Raw genomic sequence first — 17,085 nt, 5'->3', positions numbered from 1 at the left:
ACTGCTCTCATCCTCCCCTGGAGGGGGAGCATCGGTTCGCATGCAATGCGAACCGAGGTGGGGTGATCTCTCCACTCGGGCACCGTTCGTGCTGAGAGATCACCCCACCCCGTCTCACATTCCGCTGCGCTCCATGTGACCCGACCCTCCCCCTCCAGGGGAGGGTGAAGGGAGTGTGCCGTGCGACCAATCGCTAAAACCGCGGCGCCCGCTTCTCGGCGAAGGCCTTGATGCCTTCCTTGATCTCGTCGCCGCGCATGCTGTCGCGGTGGCGGGCGTCGGCGGCGGCTTCATCCAGTGCGCCGCGGGCGAATTCGTTGATTGCGCGCTTCATGCCGGCCATCGCCTTGGGCGCGTTGCCCGCCAAAATCGTCGCGAGCTTGTCGACTTCCTCGTCGAGCAGATCGAGCGATACCATCGCGGTGAGATAGCCGATCCGCAGCATCTCCGGCGCCGATATTTTCTGCGCGGTCAGGAACAGCATCCTGGCGTTGTCGACGCCGAGCCGCGTGACGTAGCGCTGGATGCCGCTCTTGTAATAGTGCAGCCCGAGCCGCGCCGCCGGCATGAACATCTCGGCGGTATCGACGCCGATGCGGAAGTCGCAGGCGAGCGCGAGGTCGGTCGAGCCGCCATAGACCCCGCCATTGAGCCGGCAGATCGTCGGCACGCTGAGATCCTCGAGGCGGTTGACCACGACCTCGAACGCCGAACCCGCGCTCTGTTGTTCGCTGGCGCTCACCGCGCGCTCGGCGACGGAGTTGAGGTCGTAGCCGGCGGAGAATGCGCGGCCGGTTCCGGTCAGCACCAGCACGCGGATCGCGGGATCGGCCTCGATCCGGTCGAACAATGTCAGCAGCTCGCCGAGGTCCTCGGCCTGCAGGCGGTTGAGATGCTTCGGCCGGTTGAGGCGGATCGTTGCGCGTGCGCCCGCGATTTCGAGCACGGGTCCGCTGGCGGTGTCGGCCGCGTCAGCCATCTTGGTCTCCATCATTATTGATTCTCACGTTCGCGCCGCTTGGCCTCGGCGTCGATGGTCTCGGCGAGATCGGGATGCCTTGCCATCAACAGGCGGAAATCGACCAGGTCAAGCACCAACAGCCTGGTCACCTTGCTGGTCGAGACGCTGGCGCCGCGCTTGGTGTTGCCTAGCAACGCCATCTCGCCGAAGAACTCGCCTTCGCCAAGCTTCACCTTGCGCCCGGGCAGGTCGACCTCGACCTCGCCGGCGGCGACGAAATACATGCAGTCGCCATTGGTGTCCTTGCGGATGATCATGGTGCGCGGCGGCAGGTCCATGGTCCGCAGCATTTGGGTGACGTCGGCGATCGCGGCCGGGCCGAGATGCGCGAAGAACGGCACCTTGCTGACGGTCTCCCAGGTTCTCAAGAAATTGTCGCGGCGGGTTTCGGCGGCAAAACCGGTCGCCAGGATACCGGTCCACAGCCCGAACACGCCGAGGCCCGAGATCATCACCATGGCGGCGACCACGCGGCCGAGCGGGGTGATCGGCACCACGTCGCCGTAGCCGGTCGTGGTCAGCGTCACCACCGCCCACCACAGCGCCGCCGGCACGCTGCCGAAGGTTTGCGGCTGGACGTCCCGCTCCAGGAAATATTCCGCAACGGAGGCCAGGAACACCACCATCAGGAAGATCACGAGCACGCTGAGCAGCGGCCCGGATTCCACCACCAGCACGCGCCGGAGCTGGCGCAGGCCGGGAATGCCCGGCACCACCTTGAGCACCCAGAGCACGCCGAGCAGCCAGGCGGTTTTCGGCTCGACTCCGGACAGCAAGGCCACCGGCACGGCCAGCGCGCCGATCGCGTCGACCACGCCGGCGCTGGACAGCGCGTAGAACCAGAATTTGCCCTGCCGGCCCATGTGGCGCAGCCGCACCAGCCATTCGAATACGAAATAGGCAAGGCAGGCCCACAGCAGCGCATCCACCCAGCGCGGCGCCGCGTCATGGGCCGGCGCGACCGTCAGCAGCGTCATCATGGCGACACCGGCCGCGACGGCGACATAGGCCGCCGTGGTCATGTTGCGGCCGGCGGTGGCGGAAACGAAGCGCGTCAAGGCCGGAAGGACGAGCCGCTTGGACATCGGAACGGAGCTTGCCTGTCGATGAATTGCTGGAATTGAGGCCCTGCGAACGGCAGAGCCGATGTCACAACGTGCCTCTCCCGGTTGAGGCCGTCAACGCGCAGGCCATGGCGGGATGCTCGCGGCGGAAGACCCATCAGTTGGACGAAAGGCCTAACCATGTTGGCCCGATTTTGCGCCCGCGAATGTGAGAAATCGGACAAAACGTCGCTTTTTCCCCGTATATCAGGGATGCTGGTCGCCGATGCGACCTTGGCCGGAATGAAGCGACTAATAAGGCGATCTTATTCACTTCTTGAGAAATTGGTTGGTTTCCGATGGATACCTCACATCTCGCGGAGCACGCCGGCGCCGCCGGCAGTTTCTTCGCATCGATCTTCGTGGTTGCCACGCTGTCGATGCGGACCATGATCCCGTTGCGCGTCTTCGCCATCCTGACCAACATCATCCTGATCGCGACCGCCGTCCCGACCCACAATTACGCGACGCTGATCCTGCATGCCGTGCTGCTGCCGGTGAACACCTATCGGCTGCACCAGATGCTGCAACTGGTCCGCAACGTGAAGAAATCGGTCAACAGCGATCTGTCGATGGAATGGCTGAAGCCGTTCACGACGGAACGCAAATGCACCGCGGGCGAAGTCCTGTTCTACAAGGACGAGAAGGCCGACAGCATGTTCTACATTGTCAGTGGCCGCTTCCGCCTGGTCGAATCCGGCATCGAGCTGCCGGTCGGCGCCCTCGTCGGCGAGTTCGGCATGCTGTCGCCGTCGAACACGCGAACCCAGACGCTGGAGTGCGTCGAGACCGGCATGGTGCTGTCGGTGACCTATGACCAGGTCGAGCAGCTCTACGTCCAGAACCCGGCGTTCGGCTTCTACTTCCTGCGCCTCGCCAGCGCCCGCCTGTTCCAGAATATCTCGACGCTCGAGCAGCAGCTCGCGCAGCACGCCACCCCACAGGTCGCGGAGCCCAAACCTGCATGAGCCCCGTGACGAGTTCTGGAGGCGCCGCAGTGGCGGATGACGACGGTCTCCTGGCTTCGCTCCGTTACCTCTTTGCCGATATCATCGGCGATGAGGACGAGGGGCCGCCGGTGCTGCCCGACGCCTGCCCGGACCATCTCGGGCCGGCCGTCACCAAGGCCATCGATCTGTTGATCGCCTATCAGAGCACGAGCTACGCCCAGCTCTATATCGACCGGCTCAAGCGCTTCGTCGGCCGCCGCGGCGTTGACGACGCCCTGCTTGCCGAGATCGCCCGCCTGATGGCGGAGCGCATGGCCTATGAGGACGCGATCCGCATCGCGCAGCTCAAGCTTGGCGAAGTCAGTGCGGTGGGCGGCCTTGCGGCGCGCTCGGCCGACGACGTCAAGAAGTTTCGCCTTGACGAGTTGATCGACGCCCTGCCGGCGGTGGTCGCCGATCCGGTGCTCGGCGTGCTGGATCAGTTCGGCTGGCGGCGTCGCCGGGTCTCGATCCGCTTCAGCGCGAACAACCGCTTCAGCGTTCGCCGGCTCAGGATCGAAGCGGGCCTGAAGCGCTGGCGGCTGTTCTCGGGACGCTATGCCAGGGAGCGCGTCTGGGTCGAGCGCTGGCTGCACATGATCGACCGCAGCCTGACCAAGCAGCCGAGCGCCGCCCCGGCGGTCGTGCAGACCGCGACCATGATCCAGGGTTACGGCGATCCCTACCGCCAGGGCATCGCGGACTGGCACGTGATCATCGACGGGCTCGCCAAGCCGACCTTCGACGGCGTGCTCGTGCTCCCCGACCTTGCCGGCGCCATTGCGGAAGCGCGCGCTGCCACCATGCCCGATCCGCGGCAGGCAGCGCTGAAGCGCAAGATCGCGGAGATCCGCGCTCGGGCGCCGGCGGTGTCGTAAGAACCTTCGCCGTCATTGCGAGGAGCGAAGCGACGAAGCAATCCAGTTCCCCGCTTGCGGCGCTGTGGATTGCTTCGCTTCGCTCGCAATGCAGCGGGAATCTGCCGAAGCCATCTACTGCTTGATGTGCGGCGGCTCGTCGTAGCCGCGACGGCTGGAATAAAACAACAGGCCCATCAGGCCGATGCAGACCGCGGCCAGAAGCGCAATGCCGATCGTAAACACCACGATGCCGTAGGTCGGCACCGGAGCATCCACGGTCAGGCCTTCATAGGCGTAGGCGCCGACGGCGGCCAAAAAGGCCAGCAGGCCGATACTGATTGCAATGCGCATGCGTAGCTGCCTCTGCTGAGGGCCGAGGGCAACAGGCACTTACGCCGGTTTTCACGCCGCGGCGGTGGCCTTGGCCAACGCCTGCCGTCCGGCTTCGGTCAGCTCGGAAAGCGTCGTCCTGCCGCTCTTGGCGCATTTGATGATGTATCGGGCAACGCGGCGGCGGGTGTCATGTTCCTCGCCGTGAGGTGCGTCTGCGCAAACGCGATCGAGCGCAACGTTCATGGCGAAGAGCGTGCGTGAGTCAAACCGTTCCTCGATCATCGCAGCTCTCCTTTGAGACTCGCGGCTACTTGCGGAACGTCAGCCATTCGCTGACTTCCATCACAGTCTCGGTCTGTCTGGCCTTCTTCATCAGCATTTCGCGTTCCCGTCCCGGCGGCAGCTTGCGTGCCGCAATGCGCGAATCTTCGGCGAATTTTTGCAAGCGGTTTTCGAACGATCCGGGAGGCCGCGACCTGTTGCGCTTCTTCTTGATCATGCCGTCTCCGAGCTGGAACCAGCAATACTAGGCTTGTTCCCCGGATGCCGTCGTTAACCCATGACATCGGTCGAATTGAAAAAACGCGCGCCGGAAATTGCGACCCAAAATCGGGACCTGAGATCGCGACCCGGGATCGCGAAGATCGCAGGAACGATCTTCGGCGCTCTGCGTAACACCCGTGCGTTCGCTGCTTTGCTCCCCGAAAGGCGGTGGACCACTCCGGTGACGGGCCTCGGCGAATTTGATCGCCGGGGCCCGCATGTCTTCAAGCAAGGCAGCCAAGGCAACAAGAAGGACATAAGCAGTGGCACATTCCAATCAGGGTATCGTCAAAGACGACAAGGGGCAGGAGCAGCCGGCCGACAAGCAGCGCGCGCAGGCCGCGCACAAGACCGACCCGCGAAAGTCGAATGCGCGCGAAGCGACGCGTGATCCGAAATTGAACGATGCCGACAAGACACCGGGATCCGGCATGACATCAGACGACCGCGGCGATCCTCCAACGGGCTGAACGGCGTTCCGCTTTTGCAGCAATCGCGGCAATGCGGCAGGAACGATGACCCGGGTTGACCGTTGGCGTCGAGGGATCAATGGAGAATCGACATGGCGATGGACGAGAAGGAGGTCGGAAACCTGATCGGCAGCGACAAGGTCGAGGGCACCGCGGTCTATGGCTCCGACGAGCGCAAGATCGGCTCGATCGAACGGGTGATGATCGACAAGAAGAGCGGGCGGGTGTCTTACGCCGTGCTCGGTTTCGGCGGCATTCTCGGTCTCGGCAACGACCATTATCCGCTGCCCTGGCAGTCGCTCAAATACGACACGAGGCTGGGCGGCTATATCACCGGCGTCACCGAGAGCCAGCTGCGCGGCGCGCCGAAATACGGCAGCGAGCGCGAGTGGAATTGGTCCGATATCGGCACCACGCGCGCGGTGAACGACTACTACGGCGTGCCGTTCGTCTGAACGTCCCTTAGACGTCCCCCTGAGCCGGGGGACCCGTATTTCACCGGTGGTACCACCGGGCGTCGAGGTGTGCGTGATGCTCGGGGATGTAACCGTCGCATCCTTGGGACGTCTGTACACTAGTGAACATACCTCAATAACTGTGCAAGGTAACATACGTAATTGAAGTCGGTCCTGCAGTTGCCCGATTAAACATGCGGGAGACCAATCGTTGGCGTCGCTAGTCCGGAAATTGGAGCAGTTTGCACGGCTTTCGCCGGTAGACCAGGTTCTTCTCAATCGCGCGTCTACCGAGCGCGTCCGCCATTTTGGTCCGCGGGTCGACATCGTCCGCGAGGGCGAGAAGCCGAAGGACGTCCATCTGATCCTGTCCGGCTGGGCCTATCGCTACAAGCAGCTCGAGGACGGCCGGCGTCAGATCGTGGCCTTCTTCTTGCCCGGCGACATTTGCGATGTGAACGTCTTCATCCTGCGCGAGATGGATCATTCGATCGGTACCGTCACCGCAGTGTCGATCGCCGACCTCTCCCGCGAATTCTTCGACAAGGTCGCAGCCGGACATCCGCGCATCGTGACCGCGTTCTGGTGGGAAACCCTGGTCAACGCGGCGATCCAGCGCGAATGGACCATGAGCCTCGGCCAGCGAACGGCGCTGGAGCGGATGGCCCATCTGCTGTGCGAGATCTGGCTCCGGCTGCGGGCCGCAGGCCTGACCCAGGGCGACAGCTGCGATTTCCCGCTGACCCAGGGCGATCTCGCCGATGCCACCGGGCTCTCCAAGGTTCACGTCAACCGAACGCTGCAGGAATTGCGCGCCGGCGGCCTGATCGTACTCAAGGGAAAGACCCTGGTCGTCCCCAATCTCGAGCGGCTGATGCACGCCGGCCTGTTCAACCCGAACTACCTGCATATGGATCACGAGGGACGGCAGCTCGACGCCGCTGCGACGCCGACGGACGCGGCGGTCGGGTAGTAAGCGCTGCGCTCCGGTGCATGTCGAGAGCGTGCCGATGTATGGTTCACCGGCCGTTCAACATACGCGGTGTCGTCCTGGGGAAAGCCAGGACCCATTACCCCAAGTCTCAATTGTTGCGCGATGCTGGGGCCGCGATCCCGTTCATCAGCGAAAGCGGTGGTAATGGGTCCTGGCTTTCGCCCATAGGCGCTAAAATAGGATTTGCGCCTTGGATTCGCTTGTGATTCCAAGATGGAATGGCACACGAATCGCTTGTGAACAAAGATTGGGCGCGCGTTGTCGCCCGACTTGGCGGAGCCGAGGCTCTGAACATTAGCGCGCGCAAGACGAAGGCGTTTGTCCGTCCGCGGGAGATCAGCAATGCGGTCGACTTGCTGCGCCTGATCTTGGCTTATTGCCTTGGTGAGAAAGGGCTGCGGTTGACGGCGGCATGGGCCACGTCGGTTGGGCTTGTCGATATCTCCAACGTGGCTCTGTTGTATCGCTTACGTCAGTGCGGAGATTGGCTGGCAATCTTGGTCGAGCAGGCGCTTGCCGACGCGGCGCCGAAGGCGAGCCGCGGTCGTCTGATCCGTATTGTTGACGCCACGACGGTCCCCAAGGCTGGGACGAGCGGCAGGAACAAGAACGCAGTGTGGCGTATCCATAGCGCGTTCGATCTTCCGCAGGAGCGCTTTGGTCACTTCGAGCTGACCGATCAGCGAGCGGGCGAGACGCTGGATCGGATACCGGCGGTTGCCGGTGAGATCCGTCTTGCCGATCGCGCCTATCTGCAACCGGAGCGCATGGCGCATCTCGTCGATGCCGATGCAGACTTCGTGATCCGGGCCGGCTGGAAGAGCGCGCGCTGGCTCGATGCCGAAGGTAATCTTGTTGACCTCACTGCCGAACTGCGCAACGCCTCGGCGCGTGGCCTGATCGATCGGCCGATTTGGATAAAGCGCAAGTCAGGTGCGCCGCCGCTCGCAGTGCGTCTGGTTGCCGCGAAGAAGCCGGCGCAAGCTGCTGCGGCTGCGCGACGCAAGGCGCGCCGGACTGCACAAAAGGGAGGTCATCAGCTCTCCAGGCAAACACTTGACGCCGCAGATTGGGTGATCCTGGTGACCTCACTCAGGCCAGAGGACTTCACGACTGCAGATATCCTCGCCCTCTATCGGCTGCGATGGCGCATTGAACTCGGCTTCAAGCGGCTGAAAAGCCTGATTGGCCTGAAGGGACCTCCCGGAACCGACGAGCGGTCCGCCAGACCCCATATCCTCGCTCATCTGCTGATCATTCTATTGCTCGAGCCGCTCGTCGACGAACTCGAAGACTCTCCCCGCTTGGCCGACGCCGCCTGACCCACCCAGTGACGTGGCGTCTGCTGCGCCAGCTCGTCGCTTCGCTACGGCAAGCGATCATTCCACAGCCCGCAATCGCTCTACTCTGCAGAGCCAGTCACGCTCTCCGGCGACATCTACGCGAGCCACCCAGACATAAGCGCCACTATCAGACTATGATCAAACTATCTTAGCGCCTATGGGCTTTCGCCAGGACGACAGTGGTGCATGCGGCGCGATCGCAGGGACGACAGTTGTATCTGTGGCGTGACCAACGGCTTGGTTCACCCATTGGCCGCCTTCACCACCACGAGGTTCTCGTCCGGCGTCGCCGGGTGGCGCTTGAGGTGATCGCGGCGCAGTGCGATCTCGTCGCGGACCAATTCGTAGCCGAGCTTGAACGTGTCCATTCCGTCGCCGGAAACGGTGCCGTCGCGCAGGCCGGTCACCGCGCCGCGCAGGATCGCCTCGAGCTCATCCTGCAATTCGTCGAGATGCTCGGCGCAAGTGGCGTGCTCGACGCGCTCGCCGATGTCGAGGATCCTGCCCGCCAGCTCGCTGGCCTTCTCCGGTGCGACGCGGGTGATCTTGGTGTAGATCGCGGCGAAGATCGAGCCGATGATGCTGAGGGCGGCGGCGCCGAGATACATCACGTCGCTGTAGCGATCCATGAACGACTTGGTATCGTCGTTGATGTATTCGGCGGCGCCCTGATGGGCGACGATGAAGGCGTCCTTGTCGGTCGCCGCCGGCTCGATCTTGGAGGCAAAGCCGTCGTCGAGCGCGAGCTCCGACTTGTTCTCATAGATGATGCGCGCGAGCTCGGCGGCTGTCGTCGTGGACATCGAGGATTGCGCGACCAGCAGCCATTCCAGCCCGATGGTGTCGACCTCGTCATCGGGGATCGCCGGCGAGGACGACAGCATGCCGGTCGAGACCGTCTCCTCCGAAATCGCCGGGTATTTGCGCGCCAGCGCCTTGGCCGCGTCGATCGCATTCAGCGTGAAGCCGCCGGGGCGCTTGGCATATTGCTCGTAGGTCTTGTCCTTCACGATCTTCGAAGCATGCTCGATCGCGATCACGGCGGCAAAGCCGGAGGCGAACAGCTTGTCGAAAGGTGTGTTCGGCGGCGCCTGCTGTACCCGCTGCGCCGCGTCGGGGCTGTCCGCAATCTCAAGCGCGCTGCGGACGAAATTGACGCTGTTCTCGCCGTCGCCGACGACCGCGATCCGCTTCTTCTTGAGCTCGCTCAGCGATTTGATCTTCTTGCCGCCGGGGCTGAGCACCAGCACCACGTCATGCTCGAGGATCGCGATGGCGCGGGCACGCGGCGGCACCCTTGCGTCGGTACGCAGGATGGCAAGCGAGGCGTCGCGGCGATCGAATTGCGCCAGCGCCCTGGCGTTGTCGGGGTTCGGCGCGATCTTCAGCCGCAGCCGCGACGAATTGTTCTTCAGCACGGTGGCGAGCTTGGCGGCGAATTTCGCCTCCGGGCCCTTGGCATCGCCGACCGCGAACACCAGCAATTCGGAATTGCGCAGCCAGAGCCGGCCGCCGATCACGGTGACCGCGCTCAGGAGCAGCGTCAGCAGGGTGAAGACGATGATCTGCGCGCGGTTGGTCTTGACGACCGGTTTGGCGACCGGAGGGCTCGGCGGCGGCAGCGGCGCAGGCGAGGGGGCTTCGGCACTCATGGCTGATTACCTGGCTCATCACCCGTCCGGGACGGCCCGTTGCCGCGACCCGATCGGCGCGGCGCTGCCCGGTGAATCCGTAAATGGCTATAAAAGAAAGAAAATTTCCTATGTTGCCGACGATATACCTCCCCGGGGGGAATGCAAACCGGCCGCCGGCCGTAACCTTAATCTCGGCCGGCCTGCGCCGCGATGCCACATGACCATTGCCACTATCGACGGTCGGAGCGAGATGTGATTTTCGAGGAGGCGCAGGTGCATTCCGGCGCCGGAGATGTCATAAATGAGACACGCTTCGGTTTGCGGAATTGTGCTGACGGCCTGACCCGGATTTCTTGCAATCACATTCATCGAAGTAAAAGGGCGTCAGCTTGTTGTTTCCCTCCATGTCATCGTCGGTGTCGGTTGGTGCCCTGGTGGGATGGATGTCGCTTCTCACCGCAAAGCACATCATCGCCGACTTCATGCTGCAGAACGCCTGGATGGCGATCGGAAAGGACCAGAAGACCGGCTGGGCGCTGCCGCTGCTGGCGCACTGCCTGGTCCATCTCGCGGTCGCGCTGGCGCTGATCCTGGTGGTGGCGCCGCGGTTCTGGTATGTCGCCTTCATCGACTTCGTGATCCACATCATCGTCGATCGGGCCAAGGGCATCTGCGCCTCGCATTTCGGCGTGACGCTGGAATCCGGCCACCCCTGGTTCTGGACCCTGATCGGGGTCGACCAGGCGCTGCACCACCTCACCGGCTTCGCGCTGTCGATCTACATGGCCGCGAACTGAGCGGCTCGCGCGCACCTTTCCTCCCGTCCTGAACCACGAATCCAGCCGGGTTGCGGCGGGCGGATGTGATTCGCGCGCAACGGGCAAGACCCTCCGGAAGCGACCGGAGGCCGTGGTTAACCTTTCGTTAGAGGATTACGCGGCATCTTCCCGATCGAGGGGGATTTGCAAATGTTTTCAAGCCGCGACGCCTTCGAGAACGATGCCTGCCCGGTGGCCGACGATCTGCTCGGCCAGATGTATCGCGCCAATCCGAACGGGCTCTCGTTGCTGGTTGCCAATGTCGCGCCCGATGTCAGGGCGAGGCTCGCGCTGTTCTGCTATCGCCGCAGCCATCTGCACGCGCTCGCGGTCGCGATCGCGTCGAGCTGCAGCGAGTGGGAGCTGGCGAATTCAGGCGGCCGTGTCGGCTCGACGCTCTACGCGCTGTCGCGCGAGCCGGCCCGCGCCGCCACCGTTTCGCATGGTGGCCGCAAGCCGATCACGCTGTCGACCAAGCCGCTGACGACCTTCGCGCCGATCGTCGATGACGAACTCGACGACGAGGACGTCAGCGACAGGGTCACGGCGTAACGTCTGGCTAGATCGGCTGCGCGCTCGCGATGAGCGGCAGCCCGTGCCGGCGCCGCGCCATCGCGCATTCCGCGTCGCCCGGCTGGCAGGTCCGGCATACTTCCGGCCGCACCGGATAGACCTCGCAGCGCGTTGCTTCTCCGACCCGGCCCGCTAGCGCCGAGCAGCGATCGCCCTCGCAGCGCATGCCTGATTGTCGCGCATTGACGAATTGCGGTGGGATCAGATCGAGCTGCGCGTCGTCCTCGATGGTGAAGCGCGGCCAGTTCTCCGAATAGCTGCAGCAGGCGCCGCAGGACTGGCAGGGGCTTGTGTCGGTCGCGTTGTCGGCCATCAGGTGTCCCTCGGCGCTTCCCAGACCAGGCTGCGCCGCCAGCGCGCCCTGAGCAGGTCGCGCCGCTCCGGATACTTCTCGTCGTGATAGACCGCCGTGACCACGCGGTCGGTGCGGAAGCTGCGGAAATCCTTGCGCAGCTCGCACCAGGCGGCGAGCAGCCGCACCGCCTCGTGATAGCCGACCGCGATCGGCCAGATCGTGCGCTCGCTATCGCGGCCATGCTCGTCGCGATAGTTCAGCGTGATCTTCTTGCCCTCATGGATCTGGCTGCGGGTCCTGACCATGTCGATGCGGTCGGGCTCCCGGTTCCAGGCCGAGCGGGCCCGGCTCGCCGGCTCCAGCACGAACGGCCGCAGCCGGTCGGGCACGGTCTCGGCGATCTTGGCCATCAGGTCCTCGGCCGCGCGCGCCAGCGCGGGATCGGCGTGGCCGACCACCCATTGCGCGCCGAGCACGCAGGCCTCGATCTCGTCGGGTGTCAGCATCAAGGGCGGCAGGTCGAATCCCTTCTCCAGGATGTAGCCCATGCCGGCCTCGCCGCGGATCGGCACCCGCTGCTCGATCAGGCTGGCGATGTCGCGATAGATCGTCCGCTTCGATGTCTCGAGCTCGGCGGCGATTGCATCGGCAGTCAAAGGCTTACGGGTGCGTCGGAGCACCTGGATGATCTGAAACAGCCGGTCGGCGCGTCTCATGGCAACTCTCTCGATCGCTCTCTTGGCACGTGTCTTGTCGAGTGTCTCGGTAGCGGTTTTGGCAGCCGTCTTGACGAGTGTCTTGACGGGTCTCGTCGTCTCTCGGTGCGCAGGCTTTTCTGGGTCCCGTCCGGCTGCTGCTGACAGCATGTTGGCAGCAGGTGGGGGCTATATCAGGACAACACCTCAAGTGAAGGGAATTTGTCCATGACGAATCTTGACGAACTCGGTTTCCGGCAGGCGCAAGGCTTTGCGCTGGAACAGCTGGTCACGGTCTACTCCACCTCCGGCGACCTGCGCTGGGCCCTGGTCGCGCTGATCGCACAGTCGATCAGCACGGTCTGGTCCTACGGGCGGGCACGGCTGGTCAAGCGCGTTCGCGGGGCGGTTCGCCGCCTCGCACCCGCCGGCCCGTTCGACAGTGAATGCCACTACTGCTGACACCATGCTGGCAGCAGGGGACGGCTAGCTCCAATTCACGACCACAGGCGATCGGGAGCTTCACATGATTACGCTTTTTGGCTTTGGCACGGGCTTCGGCTTGCCGGAAATCAGCCCCTTCGTGACCAAAACCGAGGTCCAGCTCAAGATGGCCGGGCTCGACTATCGCAAGGAGAAGGCGATGCCGCCGGCCTCTCCCAAGGGCCAGCTGCCGTTCATCGTCGACGACGGCGAGACGATCGCCGATTCGACCTTCATCCGCGCCCATATCGAGGGCAAATACGGCTTCGATTTCGACGCGCCGCTCAGCCTGCAGGCGCGCGCCCAGGCCTGGGCCTTCGAGCGCATGATCGAGCATCACGTCTACTGGGCGCTGGTCGGCGCGCGCTGGGTCGACGACACCAATTTCGCCAAGGGGCCCGCGCATTTCTTCGACGGCGCGCCCGACCATATGCGCGACAAGATGCGCGAGGACGCCCAGTTCCGCGTTGCCGAGAACTATCTGCTGAGCGGGCTTGGCCGTCACGGACCGGACGAAGACGTCGATCTCGCGATCCGCTCGCTGTTCGCGCTGTCTGTGCAACTCGGCGACAAGCCGTATCTGATGGGCGATGCGCCGTGCGGCACCGATGCCACCGCGTTCGGCGCGCTGGCGGGAATCCTCACCCCGTTCTTCGATTCGCCGCTGCGCGAGCGCACCGAGAAGTTCGACAATCTCACCGCCTATGTCGGCCGGATGATGCGGCAATACTATCCGGAATTCGCCTGGGCGCCGCTGCAGCAGCAGGCGGCCTAAAGCGCGATCGCGCTTTAGGTTTAGTTCGGGGCATGATCCTTTCGGAAAACCGCTTCGCACTTTTCCGGATCATGCCTAAGCCGGCGCGGCAGGAGCGGGCTGGCCCTTCAATGCGGCCAGCTCCGCCTCGAGCTCGGCGATGCGCTGGTCGCGCGAGGCCAGCGCTGCCGCCACATCGGCCGCGTCGAACTTTTGCGGAATGTGCTGCGGGCAGTTGGTGTCCCACGCCGTGACCTTGAACAGGATCACCTGCTCGGGCCGCGCCCGGTAGCCCTGCGGCATCAGCGTGCGGGTCAGCGCCGGATCGTCCTCCACCACCTTCGCCTCGCCCCACAGCTTGACGCGGCGGCGGTGCGCGTAATCCATGACGAAGATATAGGCCTTGGCATTCTCCGAGAGATTGCCCTGGGTGATGAACTGGCGATTGCCGCTGTAGTCGGCGAACGCGATGGTGTGCTTGTCGAGCACCTTGATAAAACCCTTCGGTCCGCCGCGATGCTGGATGTAGGGCTGGCCGTCGGCCGAGGCGGTCGCGAGATAGAAGCTGTTCACCTCGCCGAGGAAGCCGGCGAGGTTCTCGTCGATCTCGCTGCGCCAGCCGCCATGTGCCTCGACTTCGGCGTAGGTGGCGCGTGAGCCCTTGCGGGTCTGGATCGCCTTCACCGCCGGACTGAATGCGACGTCGCTCGCATAGCTGTGACCATCTGACATCGGAGCCTCCCGTGACGGGCGCCTGAGTGGTTGTCCTCGCCGCTTAAAGATGGACATTCCAAGATCGTAAGCAATTTTGTGCATTGACACTTCACTGTTGCCGATTATGCAATAGTGCCATGGACCGGATCGACGCCATGCAGGCCTTCGTCGCGGTGGCGGACCTCGAGGGGTTCGCCCCCGCCGCCCGCAAGCTCGGCCTGTCGCCGTCCGCCATCACGCGGCTGATCGCGGCGCTGGAGGAGCGGCTCGGCGCGCGGCTGCTGCAGCGGACCACGCGGCAGGTGACGCTGACGGACGCCGGCTCGCGCTATCTGGAGCGGGCGCGCCGGATCCTCGCCGATGTCGAGGAGGCCGAGGACGCGGTGGAGAACGAGCGCACCCGCCCCGGGGGGCGGCTGGTGATCTCGGCACCGTTCGGCTTCGGGCGGCTCCATGTCAGCCCGGTGGTGAGCACCTATCTGAAGCGCTATCCCGGCGTCGGCGTTGACCTGCGGCTGTCGGACCGCAGGATCAATCTGGTCGAGGACGGCGTCGACCTCGCGGTCAGGCTCGGGCACCTGCCGGATTCGACGCTGGTGGCGCGGCATGTCGGCCGGATGCGCCGCATCGTGGTGGCGTCGGCCGGCTATCTCAAGCTTCGCGGCAGGCCGAAGCGGCCGGCGGACCTCACCGCCCACGACACGATCCAGTTCGGCGCCATGACCGCGACGCCGGATTGGCGCTTCATGGAGGATGGCCGCGAAGTCCGCATCACCCCTACGCCGCGCTTCACCAGCAACAGCTCGGACGCCGCCATCCAGTACGCCGAGCAGGACGGCGGACTGACCCGGGTGATGGCCTACCAGGCGGCCGAATCGCTGAAGGCGCGGCGGCTCCAGATCGTGCTCGCCGAGTTCGAGCAGCCGGCTGTGCCGATCCACGTCGTCTATCCGACGACGCGGCTGTTGTCGGCCAAGGTGCGGACCTTCATCGATCTCGTGACCGAGGTCACCGACTGGTATTTCGACTAGCTCACCGGCGGCTTCTTCGGCACCACGCGGAAGGTGCCGTTGGCGCGCGCGATGGTCACCCCGTCGGCCTTGATCAGGCTCTGCGCGAAGCAGATCGTGCTGCCGGTCTTGATCACGTCGCTCTCGATCGCGAGCCATTGCCCGACATTGGCGGAGCCTACGAAATCGACCGCGAGCGAGATCGTCACGAACGAGGTGGTCCAGCCGGTCGCCTGGCCGCAGCTATAGCCCATCGCGTTGTCGGCAAGGGCTGCGATCAGGCCGCCATGGATCAGGCCGCGGCCGTTGGTATGCGGCCTCGCCAGCCGCAGGCCGATGATGACGGCACGCTCGGTCTTCTTCTGGTAAAGCGGCTCCCAGGGCTCGGTGAGCGGGCTCTTGCGGAACAGCGGCTCGAAGCCTTGAGGGACGTCTTGGGGATTGTCGGGCACGACTTGCGTATCGGTGGTCATCTGAAGCTCGCATATGACGTTGGGTTGACGCCATTGAACGCGATGTCGATGACGGTTTCACCGCCTACAAAGTTTTAAACGGGATTTGCACGGCTGTTTGAAGCGGCCCGGCTCGTCATCACCCGCGAAAGCGGGTGATCCAGTATTCCAGAGACCGCACCGCATGAATCGAGAAGCCGCGGCGTACTGGATACCCCGCATGCGCGGGGTATGACGACGGAGATTGCGAAGAGGATGCTGCTCGACAAAAGCATCCGCGACTTATCTAGAACGGCAGCCCCACATAATTCTCCGCCAGCGAGGTCGAGGCCGCCTTCGAGCTGACGAGGTAGTCGAGCTCGGCGATCTGGATGCGCGCGGCGAATTCGCCCTCGTCGGGGAATTTGTGCAGCATCGAGGTCATCCACCAGGAGAAGCGCACCGCCTTCCAGACCCGCGCCAGCGCGCGTCCCGAATAGGCATCGATGCCGGCGGAGGATTTCTCGTCGTAGTATTCGCGCAGCGCCTGCGACAGATAATGCACGTCGCTGGCGGCAAGGTTGAGGCCCTTGGCACCGGTCGGCGGCACGATGTGCGAGGCGTCGCCCGCCAGAAACATGCGGCCGAACCGCATCGGCTCGGCGACGAAGCTGCGCAGCGGCGCGATGCTCTTTTCGATCGAGGGGCCGGTGACGATCTCGTCGGCGGCCTTCTGGTCGAGGCGCCGCTTCAATTCGTCCCAGAACCGCTCGTCCGACCATTGGTCGACATGATCGTCGAGCGGGCACTGCACGTAATAGCGGCTGCGGTGGGACGAGCGCATCGTGCACAGCGCAAAGCCGCGCTCGTGGTTGTTGTAGATCAGCTCCGGCGAGACCGGCGGCGTCTCCGAGAGGATGCCGAGCCAGCCGAACGGATACACCCGTTCGTAGCTGGTGATCGCCGACGCCGGCATGCTGGCGCGGCTGATGCCGTGGAAGCCGTCGCAGCCGGCGATGAAGTCGCAGGCGATCTCGTGGGTGACGCCGTCCTTGACGTAGCTGACGCGCGGATGATCGGTATCGAAATCAAGCGGCTTGACGTCGGCCGCCGAGTAGATCGAGGTCAGGCCGGCCGCCTTGCGGGCATTCATCAGGTCGAGCGTGACCTCGGTCTGGCCGTAGATGGTCACGGTCTTGCCGGTCGAACCATGCAGGTCGATGCGGTGCCGTGCGCCGCCGAACGCCAGTTCGAGACCGTGATGGACGAGGCCCTCCTGGTGTAGCCGGGCAGCGGCGCCGACGCTCTCGAGCAGCGACACGGTGCCTTCCTCGAGCAGCCCGGCGCGAATCCGCCCCAGCACATAGTCCGGGGTCTGCCGCTCAAGAATGATGTTGTCTACGCCGAAAGTATGAAGTAGTTGCCCAAGCAACAGTCCGGCCGGACCTGCACCAATGATTGCTACTTTTGTCCGCAATACCTTGTCCTCCCGATCGGATAGGCTTTTAGCCGGTGCCCGCGCCGGCAACTTGCCAAGGCAACTATATCATATAACGATTTTGGCAAG

At 64.1% G+C, this 17,085-nt stretch carries 22 protein-coding genes; 11 read left to right on the top strand and 11 right to left on the bottom strand.

The genetic code is table 11. The annotated features are described in order from the left end of the window. Positions 1-193 precede the first annotated feature (193 nt). Entirely contained in the window at positions 194-979 is a 786-nt protein-coding gene (locus ACVWZM_RS15150; protein WP_076832869.1) for an enoyl-CoA hydratase/isomerase family protein, read from the bottom strand. Between the two features lie 14 nt (positions 980-993). Next, a complete protein-coding gene (locus ACVWZM_RS15145; protein ID WP_057016272.1) occupies positions 994-2,106 on the bottom strand; it encodes a cyclic nucleotide-gated ion channel in 1,113 nt (370 codons plus the stop codon). Between the two features lie 317 nt (positions 2,107-2,423). Between ACVWZM_RS15145 and ACVWZM_RS15140 the strand changes: the two genes are divergently transcribed. After that, complete coding sequence (locus ACVWZM_RS15140; protein WP_016847460.1) at positions 2,424-3,092, top strand: Crp/Fnr family transcriptional regulator; 669 nt, start codon at positions 2,424-2,426, stop codon at positions 3,090-3,092. Between the two features lie 29 nt (positions 3,093-3,121). After that, positions 3,122-3,991 carry a DUF6537 domain-containing protein gene (locus ACVWZM_RS15135; RefSeq protein ID WP_082653713.1) on the top strand — a complete coding sequence of 290 codons (870 nt, stop codon included), beginning with the start codon at positions 3,122-3,124 and terminating at the stop codon, positions 3,989-3,991. Positions 3,992-4,105: 114 nt separating this feature from the next. Here ACVWZM_RS15135 and ACVWZM_RS15130 read toward each other — a convergent pair whose 3' ends face one another. The 3 genes from ACVWZM_RS15130 to ACVWZM_RS15120 are packed head-to-tail and all read right to left on the bottom strand — an operon-like array spanning position 4,106 to position 4,805. Beyond that, entirely contained in the window at positions 4,106-4,324 is a 219-nt protein-coding gene (locus ACVWZM_RS15130) for a hypothetical protein (RefSeq protein ID WP_057016270.1), read from the bottom strand. A 51-nt stretch (positions 4,325-4,375) separates the two neighbouring features. Beyond that, a complete protein-coding gene (locus ACVWZM_RS15125; protein WP_016847463.1) occupies positions 4,376-4,588 on the bottom strand; it encodes a hypothetical protein in 213 nt (70 codons plus the stop codon). Positions 4,589-4,613: 25 nt separating this feature from the next. Continuing rightward, positions 4,614-4,805: a hypothetical protein gene (locus ACVWZM_RS15120; RefSeq protein WP_016847464.1), complete on the bottom strand. Its 192-nt coding sequence runs from the start codon at positions 4,803-4,805 to the stop codon at positions 4,614-4,616. Between the two features lie 307 nt (positions 4,806-5,112). On the opposite strand from ACVWZM_RS15120, the gene ACVWZM_RS15115 reads away from it, so the two are divergent. The 4 genes from ACVWZM_RS15115 (at position 5,113) to ACVWZM_RS15100 (ending at position 8,090) form a co-directional block, all read left to right on the top strand. Next, positions 5,113-5,319 (top strand): hypothetical protein, encoded by a 207-nt coding sequence (locus tag ACVWZM_RS15115; protein WP_057016269.1) that lies wholly within the window; start codon positions 5,113-5,115, stop codon positions 5,317-5,319. Positions 5,320-5,411: 92 nt separating this feature from the next. Next, positions 5,412-5,774, top strand: a complete 363-nt coding sequence (locus ACVWZM_RS15110) for a PRC-barrel domain-containing protein (RefSeq protein WP_076832528.1) — start codon at positions 5,412-5,414, stop codon at positions 5,772-5,774. Between the two features lie 211 nt (positions 5,775-5,985). Beyond that, complete coding sequence (locus ACVWZM_RS15105; protein ID WP_076832525.1) at positions 5,986-6,747, top strand: Crp/Fnr family transcriptional regulator; 762 nt, start codon at positions 5,986-5,988, stop codon at positions 6,745-6,747. Between the two features lie 257 nt (positions 6,748-7,004). Then, entirely contained in the window at positions 7,005-8,090 is a 1,086-nt protein-coding gene (locus ACVWZM_RS15100) for an IS4 family transposase (protein ID WP_456835017.1), read from the top strand. 263 nt (positions 8,091-8,353) lie between these two features. Here ACVWZM_RS15100 and ACVWZM_RS15095 read toward each other — a convergent pair whose 3' ends face one another. Further along, on the bottom strand, positions 8,354-9,763 hold the full coding sequence (locus tag ACVWZM_RS15095; protein ID WP_076832523.1) for a TAXI family TRAP transporter solute-binding subunit: 1,410 nt from the start codon (positions 9,761-9,763) through the stop codon (positions 8,354-8,356). 425 nt (positions 9,764-10,188) lie between these two features. Here ACVWZM_RS15095 and ACVWZM_RS15090 point away from each other — a divergent pair, with 425 nt between their 5' ends. Together ACVWZM_RS15090 and ACVWZM_RS15085 are read left to right on the top strand one after the other, a co-directional pair. Continuing rightward, the gene (locus ACVWZM_RS15090) at positions 10,189-10,542 is read left to right on the top strand and encodes a DUF3307 domain-containing protein (protein ID WP_082653700.1); all 354 of its coding nucleotides are present in this window, start codon (positions 10,189-10,191) and stop codon (positions 10,540-10,542) included. A gap of 171 nt (positions 10,543-10,713) precedes the next feature. Further along, the gene (locus tag ACVWZM_RS15085) at positions 10,714-11,115 is read left to right on the top strand and encodes a hypothetical protein (protein WP_016847470.1); all 402 of its coding nucleotides are present in this window, start codon (positions 10,714-10,716) and stop codon (positions 11,113-11,115) included. Between the two features lie 7 nt (positions 11,116-11,122). On the opposite strand, the gene ACVWZM_RS15080 is transcribed toward ACVWZM_RS15085, so the two are convergent. Both ACVWZM_RS15080 and ACVWZM_RS15075 read right to left on the bottom strand, forming a co-directional pair. After that, on the bottom strand, positions 11,123-11,449 hold the full coding sequence (locus ACVWZM_RS15080; protein ID WP_076832520.1) for a YkgJ family cysteine cluster protein: 327 nt from the start codon (positions 11,447-11,449) through the stop codon (positions 11,123-11,125). Next, positions 11,449-12,147: a helix-turn-helix transcriptional regulator gene (locus ACVWZM_RS15075; RefSeq protein ID WP_028336549.1), complete on the bottom strand. Its 699-nt coding sequence runs from the start codon at positions 12,145-12,147 to the stop codon at positions 11,449-11,451. The genes ACVWZM_RS15080 and ACVWZM_RS15075 overlap by 1 nt, the downstream gene beginning before the upstream one ends. Positions 12,148-12,354: 207 nt before the next feature. Between ACVWZM_RS15075 and ACVWZM_RS15070 the strand changes: the two genes are divergently transcribed. Both ACVWZM_RS15070 and ACVWZM_RS15065 read left to right on the top strand, forming a co-directional pair. Next, on the top strand, positions 12,355-12,588 hold the full coding sequence (locus ACVWZM_RS15070; protein WP_057015989.1) for a hypothetical protein: 234 nt from the start codon (positions 12,355-12,357) through the stop codon (positions 12,586-12,588). 64 nt (positions 12,589-12,652) lie between these two features. Beyond that, positions 12,653-13,384, top strand: a complete 732-nt coding sequence (locus ACVWZM_RS15065; RefSeq protein ID WP_057015990.1) for a glutathione S-transferase family protein — start codon at positions 12,653-12,655, stop codon at positions 13,382-13,384. Positions 13,385-13,459: 75 nt separating this feature from the next. Here ACVWZM_RS15065 and ACVWZM_RS15060 read toward each other — a convergent pair whose 3' ends face one another. Beyond that, the gene (locus tag ACVWZM_RS15060; RefSeq protein ID WP_057015991.1) at positions 13,460-14,095 is read right to left on the bottom strand and encodes a pyridoxamine 5'-phosphate oxidase family protein; all 636 of its coding nucleotides are present in this window, start codon (positions 14,093-14,095) and stop codon (positions 13,460-13,462) included. A 119-nt stretch (positions 14,096-14,214) separates the two neighbouring features. Between ACVWZM_RS15060 and ACVWZM_RS15055 the strand changes: the two genes are divergently transcribed. Further along, entirely contained in the window at positions 14,215-15,108 is an 894-nt protein-coding gene (locus ACVWZM_RS15055) for a LysR family transcriptional regulator (protein ID WP_168857595.1), read from the top strand. On the opposite strand, the gene ACVWZM_RS15050 is transcribed toward ACVWZM_RS15055, so the two are convergent. Beyond that, the gene (locus ACVWZM_RS15050) at positions 15,105-15,560 is read right to left on the bottom strand and encodes a PaaI family thioesterase (protein ID WP_076832511.1); all 456 of its coding nucleotides are present in this window, start codon (positions 15,558-15,560) and stop codon (positions 15,105-15,107) included. The genes ACVWZM_RS15055 and ACVWZM_RS15050 overlap by 4 nt on opposite strands. Before the next feature lie 265 nt (positions 15,561-15,825). Then, on the bottom strand, positions 15,826-16,995 hold the full coding sequence (gene pobA, locus ACVWZM_RS15045) for a 4-hydroxybenzoate 3-monooxygenase (RefSeq protein ID WP_057015994.1): 1,170 nt from the start codon (positions 16,993-16,995) through the stop codon (positions 15,826-15,828). Between the last annotated feature and the right edge of the window lie 90 nt (positions 16,996-17,085).

This window comes from Bradyrhizobium sp. USDA 4501 (assembly GCF_054062115.1).
The sequence above is the reverse complement of the archived record's forward strand: the minus strand, read 5'-3'. Positions and strand labels throughout refer to the sequence as shown.

Bases quoted from the DNA above. Each gene is read 5' to 3' on its own strand.
- ACVWZM_RS15150 (WP_076832869.1), bottom strand. From the start codon at position 979: ATGGCTGACGCGGCCGACACCGCCAGCGGACCCGTGCTCGAAATCGCG.
- ACVWZM_RS15145 (WP_057016272.1), bottom strand. From the start codon at position 2,106: ATGTCCAAGCGGCTCGTCCTTCCGGCCTTGACGCGCTTCGTTTCCGCC.
- ACVWZM_RS15140 (WP_016847460.1), top strand. From the start codon at position 2,424: ATGGATACCTCACATCTCGCGGAGCACGCCGGCGCCGCCGGCAGTTTC.
- ACVWZM_RS15130 (WP_057016270.1), bottom strand. From the start codon at position 4,324: ATGCGCATTGCAATCAGTATCGGCCTGCTGGCCTTTTTGGCCGCCGTC.
- ACVWZM_RS15125 (WP_016847463.1), bottom strand. From the start codon at position 4,588: ATGATCGAGGAACGGTTTGACTCACGCACGCTCTTCGCCATGAACGTT.
- ACVWZM_RS15120 (WP_016847464.1), bottom strand. From the start codon at position 4,805: ATGATCAAGAAGAAGCGCAACAGGTCGCGGCCTCCCGGATCGTTCGAA.
- ACVWZM_RS15110 (WP_076832528.1), top strand. From the start codon at position 5,412: ATGGCGATGGACGAGAAGGAGGTCGGAAACCTGATCGGCAGCGACAAG.
- ACVWZM_RS15095 (WP_076832523.1), bottom strand. From the start codon at position 9,763: ATGAGTGCCGAAGCCCCCTCGCCTGCGCCGCTGCCGCCGCCGAGCCCT.
- ACVWZM_RS15090 (WP_082653700.1), top strand. From the start codon at position 10,189: ATGTCGCTTCTCACCGCAAAGCACATCATCGCCGACTTCATGCTGCAG.
- ACVWZM_RS15085 (WP_016847470.1), top strand. From the start codon at position 10,714: ATGTTTTCAAGCCGCGACGCCTTCGAGAACGATGCCTGCCCGGTGGCC.
- ACVWZM_RS15080 (WP_076832520.1), bottom strand. From the start codon at position 11,449: ATGGCCGACAACGCGACCGACACAAGCCCCTGCCAGTCCTGCGGCGCC.
- ACVWZM_RS15075 (WP_028336549.1), bottom strand. From the start codon at position 12,147: ATGAGACGCGCCGACCGGCTGTTTCAGATCATCCAGGTGCTCCGACGC.
- ACVWZM_RS15070 (WP_057015989.1), top strand. From the start codon at position 12,355: ATGACGAATCTTGACGAACTCGGTTTCCGGCAGGCGCAAGGCTTTGCG.
- ACVWZM_RS15065 (WP_057015990.1), top strand. From the start codon at position 12,653: ATGATTACGCTTTTTGGCTTTGGCACGGGCTTCGGCTTGCCGGAAATC.
- ACVWZM_RS15060 (WP_057015991.1), bottom strand. From the start codon at position 14,095: ATGTCAGATGGTCACAGCTATGCGAGCGACGTCGCATTCAGTCCGGCG.
- ACVWZM_RS15055 (WP_168857595.1), top strand. From the start codon at position 14,215: ATGGACCGGATCGACGCCATGCAGGCCTTCGTCGCGGTGGCGGACCTC.
- ACVWZM_RS15050 (WP_076832511.1), bottom strand. From the start codon at position 15,560: ATGACCACCGATACGCAAGTCGTGCCCGACAATCCCCAAGACGTCCCT.